The sequence below is a fragment of the Nguyenibacter vanlangensis genome (assembly GCF_013376155.1).
GTDB lineage: Bacteria > Pseudomonadota > Alphaproteobacteria > Acetobacterales > Acetobacteraceae > Gluconacetobacter > Gluconacetobacter vanlangensis.
In genome coordinates this window covers 1-5,944 of sequence record NZ_JABXXP010000145.1, presented here as the reverse complement: position 1 = coordinate 5,944, position 5,944 = coordinate 1, and the positions used below count along the sequence as shown (strand labels likewise).

4 protein-coding genes are annotated in these 5,944 nt (G+C 64.8%); 1 reads left to right on the top strand and 3 read right to left on the bottom strand.

Going from position 1 to position 5,944, the window contains the following annotated elements:
- Positions 1 to 687: ribonucleotide reductase N-terminal alpha domain-containing protein (locus HUK84_RS09020; protein WP_374729301.1), on the bottom strand; the 687-nt coding region annotated here is incomplete at its 3' end.
- Between the two features lie 138 nt (positions 688 to 825).
- Between HUK84_RS09020 and polX the strand changes: the two genes are divergently transcribed.
- The gene (polX, locus tag HUK84_RS09015; RefSeq protein ID WP_176639999.1) at positions 826 to 2,553 is read left to right on the top strand and encodes a DNA polymerase/3'-5' exonuclease PolX; all 1,728 of its coding nucleotides are present in this window, start codon (positions 826 to 828) and stop codon (positions 2,551 to 2,553) included.
- A 19-nt stretch (positions 2,554 to 2,572) separates the two neighbouring features.
- On the opposite strand, the gene HUK84_RS09010 is transcribed toward polX, so the two are convergent.
- Positions 2,573 to 3,298, bottom strand: a complete 726-nt coding sequence (locus HUK84_RS09010; protein ID WP_246285570.1) for a TetR/AcrR family transcriptional regulator — start codon at positions 3,296 to 3,298, stop codon at positions 2,573 to 2,575.
- Between the two features lie 375 nt (positions 3,299 to 3,673).
- Positions 3,674 to 5,944, bottom strand: a 2,271-nt coding sequence (locus tag HUK84_RS09005) for a TonB-dependent receptor (protein WP_176639998.1), incomplete at its 5' end; no start/stop codon positions are given.

Genomic DNA, 5,944 nt, shown 5'->3' with positions numbered 1-5,944 from the left:
CACGCTCTCGCCGCCCTGATCGTCCGGCCCGAATGCGGCGGCCGGAAACACCAGCGGCCAGGCCGCGTCGGACCGCACGGCCGCCATGAAGGCGTCGGTCACCTGGACCGACATATTGAACCGCCGCAGCATGCCGGGCCGATGTTTGGCCGAGACGAATTCCGCGATATCCGGATGATCGCACCGCAGGGTCGCCATCATCGCCCCGCGCCGGGCACCGGTCGACAGCACGGTCCCGCACATCGCGTCCCAGATCTGCATGAACGAGACCGGACCGGATGCGATGGTGCCGGCCGCCCATGCCCGCAGGCCGCGCGGGCGAAGCGTCGAGAAATCCAGCCCGATCCCGCCGCCGGCCTGCATGGTCACCGCCGCTTCCTCCAGGGCCCGGAAGATGCCCGGAATCGAATCCTCTATTTCTCCCATCACGAAACAGTTGAAGAGGGTGACATTGCGCGCGGTTCCGGCCCCGGCCTGAATCCGGCCGCCGGGCAGGAAGGACCGATCCTGCAGAAGATCGAAGAAACGCGCCTCCCATAACGGCGCGCCGGACGGCTCGGCGGCGGCGATGGCACGCGCGACGCGCCGCCAGCTATCGGCAATGCCCGCCTCGCTCCGGCCGGCATCGACCAGCCGATATTTGGCGCGCCATACATGATCCGAAATTTTGGCCGGGTCCGTGTCCATGGAACCTGTCCGTGTCGCAAAACGGGCAAAAACGGAATGTGACCCGGCCGCCGCGCGGAAAAAGCCCCCCGCCCCTGGATTCATGGGGGATCATGCCAATGTGCCATCATTATCCTGCGATGCCGATGGAGCAGGCGCATGCCGGTCCAGAATGCCGAGATCGCGGCGATGTTCGACCAGACCGCGGACCTTCTGGAAATCGAGGGCGCGAACCAGTTCCGGGTACGGGCCTATCGCCGCGCGGCCCGCACCATCGACGGCCTGCCCGAAGCGGTCACCGCGATGCTGGAGGCCGGGGAGAACCTTGCGGACCTGCCCGGCATCGGTGAAGACCTGGCCCGCAAGATCGCGGATATCGTCGGCTCCGGCCGCTTCGCGCTGCTGGACAAGCTGAAGGCCGAGCTTCCGGGTGAACTCGACGCGCTGGCGACGCTTCCGGGTCTCGGACCGAAACGCGTGAAAATCCTTTACGACCTGCTCGGGGTCCGCTCGCTGGATGATCTGCGCCGGGCGGTGGCGGCGGGGCGTGTCCATGAATTGCCCGGGTTCGGCGACATCACGGAACGCAAGCTCGGCGAGGCGCTCGGAAGACCGGTGGGCCCCAGGCGCTTCAAGCTTGCGGTCGCCGAGGCCGAAGCCCAGGCGCTGACCGGCTATCTGGGCGAAAGCGGGGGACGCGTGGCGGTGGCCGGCAGCTACCGCCGCCGTCGCGACACCATCGGCGATCTCGACATCCTGGCGAGCAGCGCACAGGCCGCGACGGCCGGCGACAGGCTGGCCGCCTATGAGAATACCGCAGAAATCCTGGCCCACGGCCCGACGCGCACCACCGTGGTCCTGCGTTCGGGCATCCAGGTCGATTTGCGCGCGGTTCCGGAAGAAAGCTACGGCGCCGCCCTGCTCTATTTCACCGGCTCCAAGCCGCACAACATCGCCCTGCGCGCGATCGCCGCCAGGCATGGGTGGAAACTCAACGAATACGGCCTGTTCGCCGGCGAACGCCGCATCGCCGGTACCACCGAGGAGGAGATCTATGACAGGCTGGGCCTTGCCTATATCCCCCCCGAAATGCGCGAGGACCGTGGCGAGATCGCACTGGCGCAGGCCGGAAGGCTGCCGCGCCTGATTGCGCTGGCGGATATGCGGGGCGACCTGCATGTCCATTCCGACTGGACCGACGGCACGGCCACGATCGCCGACATGGCGGCGGCGGCCCGTGCCTGCGGCCATCGCTACATGGCGCTGACCGACCATAGCCGGCGCGTCGCCATGGCGCACGGGCTGGACCCCGACAGGGTCGCCCGCCAGGGCGCGGAAATCGACGCGCTGAATGCCGGCCTCAAGGGCTTCACGATCCTCAAGGGGATCGAGGTCGATATCCTCAAGGATGGTACCCTGGACCTGCCGGATACGACGCTTGCGCGGCTCGATATCGTCGTGGCCGCCATCCATTCCTTCTTCGACCTGCCGCGCGACGCGCAGACCGCACGGATGCTGCGGGCAATGGAAAACCCACACGTGTCGATCATCGCCCACCCGACCGGCCGCCTGCTGGGCGAACGCGCGCCCTACGCGATCGATATGGACCGCGTCACGTCGGCCGCGCGCGACCTTGGCTGCGCCCTGGAAATCAATGCCCAGCCCGATCGGCTGGATTTGAATGACGCCCATGCCCATATGGCCAGAAGCAAGGGCGTCAAACTCGCCATTTCCACCGACGCGCATTCCGTCAACGCGTTTCAATATATGCGCTTCGGCATCGACCAGGCACGGCGCGCATGGCTCGGCCCCGACGACGTGCTCAATACCCGCCCGCTGGCCGGGCTTCGCGCCCTGCTGGGACGGCGTGCCGCGCGCGCGGCATAGGCGGCAGCGGTCCGCGCGCCTATCGGAAATCCGTCTCGCTGTTCAAGGGCGAAGCGGGGTTCAAGGGCAAAGCGGGGTTCTGAAATCCGGTGGCAGGGACGGCGAACGGGTCCGCCGGCCATGCCAGCATCCCGATCCGCCCGATTTCCAGCAATTTCTCGCGCGACGCGCCGTCGCGCGCCTGCACCGCCATCCCGCGGAACAGCGCGCTGAAGAACGCCGCAAGCCCTTCGGCATCCGTATGCGCCGGCAGGTCCGCGTCCGCGATCCCCTTGCGCAGGCGCTCCACCAGCGCCGCCTCCGACAGCGCGCGCTGCCGGGCCATCAGGTCGCGCAACCGCGCCTGTTCCGGCCCCCCCTGGGTGCCCGACACCGAGATCATGCACCCGGCCGGCAAATCCTCGCGGGTGAACTCCGTGGCCGCCGCCAGCATGAGTTTCTCGAACGCCGTCCTCGTATCCACGTTTTCATGCAGGATGCGCAGGAACCAGGTGCCGGCCGCCTCGAGATAAGCGCCGATCGCCTCCTGATAAAGCCGCTCCTTGCTGCCGAACGCGTTGTAGAAGCTCGACGGGCTGATCCCCATCGCGGCGATCAGGTCGTCGAAACGCGCGCCCTCATAGCCCCGGTCCCAGAACAGCCGCATCGCGGCGCACAGGGCCTTCGACCGGTCGAAGGATTGCGGGCGGCCGCGGCCGCGTTTCTCTCCACAGGGTTTCTCCGCGCGGATATTGCTTGATGCCATCGCTCCATAAATCCTCGAACGCGGGATCTCCGACCCCCACGTGACTCATGTTGGAGCGGCCACTCCAAATTTTAAGCCCGTGGCCGCTGCGCCCCCGACAGGACGTCACGACACCAGGCACCATGCCGTGCCGGATGAAGCAGGCGCAAGGACCATGAGCAGACTTTCAGGAAAAGTGGCGGTCGTGACCGGCGCCAAGGGCGCCCCGGACGCGATCACTCGCCGTTATATCGGTTTTCGAGCCCCTGTGCCGGGCCCGCAGCATTGCCGAGGAGGTGCCGGGCGATCATCAGCCACAAATCCACGCCGGATCGCCGATGAACCAGTTCCATGCCGTTGCACAGAGTTTGTTCTGATACAGCCCGTTCCATTCCGTCAGAACCCCGTCCGGAAGGTCACGATCGCATAAAAATGGCTGAGCGTATTGTAGGTCGGTGCCTGCCCGGCGATTTCCGTGCCGAAGATGCCGCGCGTCGTCCTGGCGTTCAGGCGGGGACTGTTGATCGCGGAATAGGCCTTGGTATCGGCGAGATTGTTGATCCACAGCATGATTTCCGGCGACTTGAAGACCGATGACGTCCTGCGGCCCAGCCAGCCCGTCTTGGGCAGGCGGGCGCCGACGGTCAGGTTCATGGTCACGAGGCTCGGCAGCGCCTCATCGTTCATGAAGGTGGAATATTGCTTGGAAAAATAGGTCAGGCCGTAATTCCAGAAGAACGTCCCGTTATCCCAGTCGATCCCCAGCGACGTCGTCCATTCGGGGCTGTTGATCGCCGTCTTGCCCTTCGTCGGAAGGTAGTCGTCGCCCGCCCGGATGTTGTTGTCGATGGTCGAATGGAGATATTGCGCCGACACATAGGGCCGGAAATGATGGATCGGCCTGGTCCCGATCTCGGCGTCGAAACCGTCGCTCGTCTGCCCGCCGCCGTTCAGGTTCTCGGCGATCTGCTCGTTGCCCAGATAGCCATAGGTCGAAATCTGACGGTTGGTGAAATTATAATGAAAATACGTCAGCGATCCGACCAGCAGCGTCCCGTCATAGCGAAGCCCCGCTTCCTCCGAGATCGAATATTCCTGCTTGACCGCGGCATTGCCGCGATAGGCATATTGCCCGGTATTCGGATTCAGGGTCGAGATCAGATAGGAATCCGGCGGCGCCTTCGCCCCGGTCGCCACGCCCGCGAACACCTGCCAGTTCCGATCGATCTGGTAATGCGCGCCGAGCTGCGGCAGAAGCTGCAACTCGTTCAGGCCGTATTTATAGGGCAGCCCCGGCAGGCGCTGCGTCGCATCGCGGTTGATCATCGTCACGCGCATGCCGCCCTCGGCGACGAACCGCCCCTGCAGAAGGCTGAGCGTATCACCCGCATACAAGGCGTTGGTCTGCGTGATGTCGCTATAGTCCGTGGTATAATAAGGCCGGCCATCGGGCATCCGCAGGGTCTTGCTGAGATAACCCCAGGGCGTATAGGGCGAACCGTCCTGATAGACGCCGGTAAAGCCGGTCAGGTCCGTCGCATTGTCATAATCGTACCAATATCCGATGAACGGCTTGTTGGCGCCGAGATCGACAACCGTCCTGGCGCTGAACCCGCCGCGCATCTCGTTCAGGCTGGAATAGGATTCCGCGATGCCGGACGTCGTGCCGGGATGCTGCCCCGGGATGACCATGCCGGTGACGAACTGGTTCCCGTAATACAGGTCGTTGTTCAGGTCGGTACCCGATCCATAGACCTTGTCGTTATAGGCCGTATAGGGCGTGAAGTCGAAGCTGACGCGCCCGGCCTTGAAATGCATCGGCGCGACGATGTTATAGGTTCGCGAATGCAGCCAGTTCAGCTTCCAGTAATCGGTGTTCTGCGTGCCGGGGTCGTAATAGCGCGCGAGTTGATTGCTCCAGCCGTAGCGTCTCCAATTGGCCATCGTCGTGTTCCAGTACGGCTCGTTCCCCGCCAGGCCGCGCATGAAGCCGCCGATCAGCGCAATCCGGTTGTTCTCGTCCCATTCCTTCAGAACCTTGAAATCGACGTGCTGGAAACTCTCCTGCCCTGGTCCGCGATAGAACGAATCATGCTGGTTCGAGACCGAGATGAACGAGCGGATGCCCGAATGCCCCCATTCGCCCGTATCCACGCGGAAGAACTGGCGCGTATAGTCCCGGCTGCCCGCGCCGACATCCGCCAGGCCGCCGAATGTCCGCGACGGATCGCGCATCGACAGGGAAAACAGGCCGCCCGACCCGTTGATCGCGGGAGAATCCAGGCCGGCCGAGCCAGGCTGGACGGAAATGCTGCCGATATTCTCGGTATCGATCACCCAGGCCAGGTCGAGGTTATATCCGCCCACGCTTGAAAGCGGCATCCCCTCATAGACGTTCGCGATCTCGTCCTGGGTCAGGCCACGCATGCTCAGCGCCGATTTCTCGTGCCCGGCCGGGTCGGTATTCGCCACGACGACGCCCGGCGCCATCTTCACCAGGTTATAGGCGTTCTGCGCCGGGGCCTGCTTGGCGATATAATCCTGCGAAATCGTGCTGCGGGCCTTGGGCGCCGTCTGCGGGCGGATCAATCCCCCACCCGGCGCGCGGCCGTTGACGCCATCGGCGCCCAGGGTCGCGCCCTGCACGGTGATGGCCTCCGCCTGCGG

Excerpts from the sequence above, each read along its gene's own strand:
- HUK84_RS09010 (WP_246285570.1), bottom strand. The coding sequence starts at position 3,298 with ATGGCATCAAGCAATATCCGCGCGGAGAAACCCTGTGGAGAGAAACGC.
- polX (WP_176639999.1), top strand. The coding sequence starts at position 826 with ATGCCGGTCCAGAATGCCGAGATCGCGGCGATGTTCGACCAGACCGCG.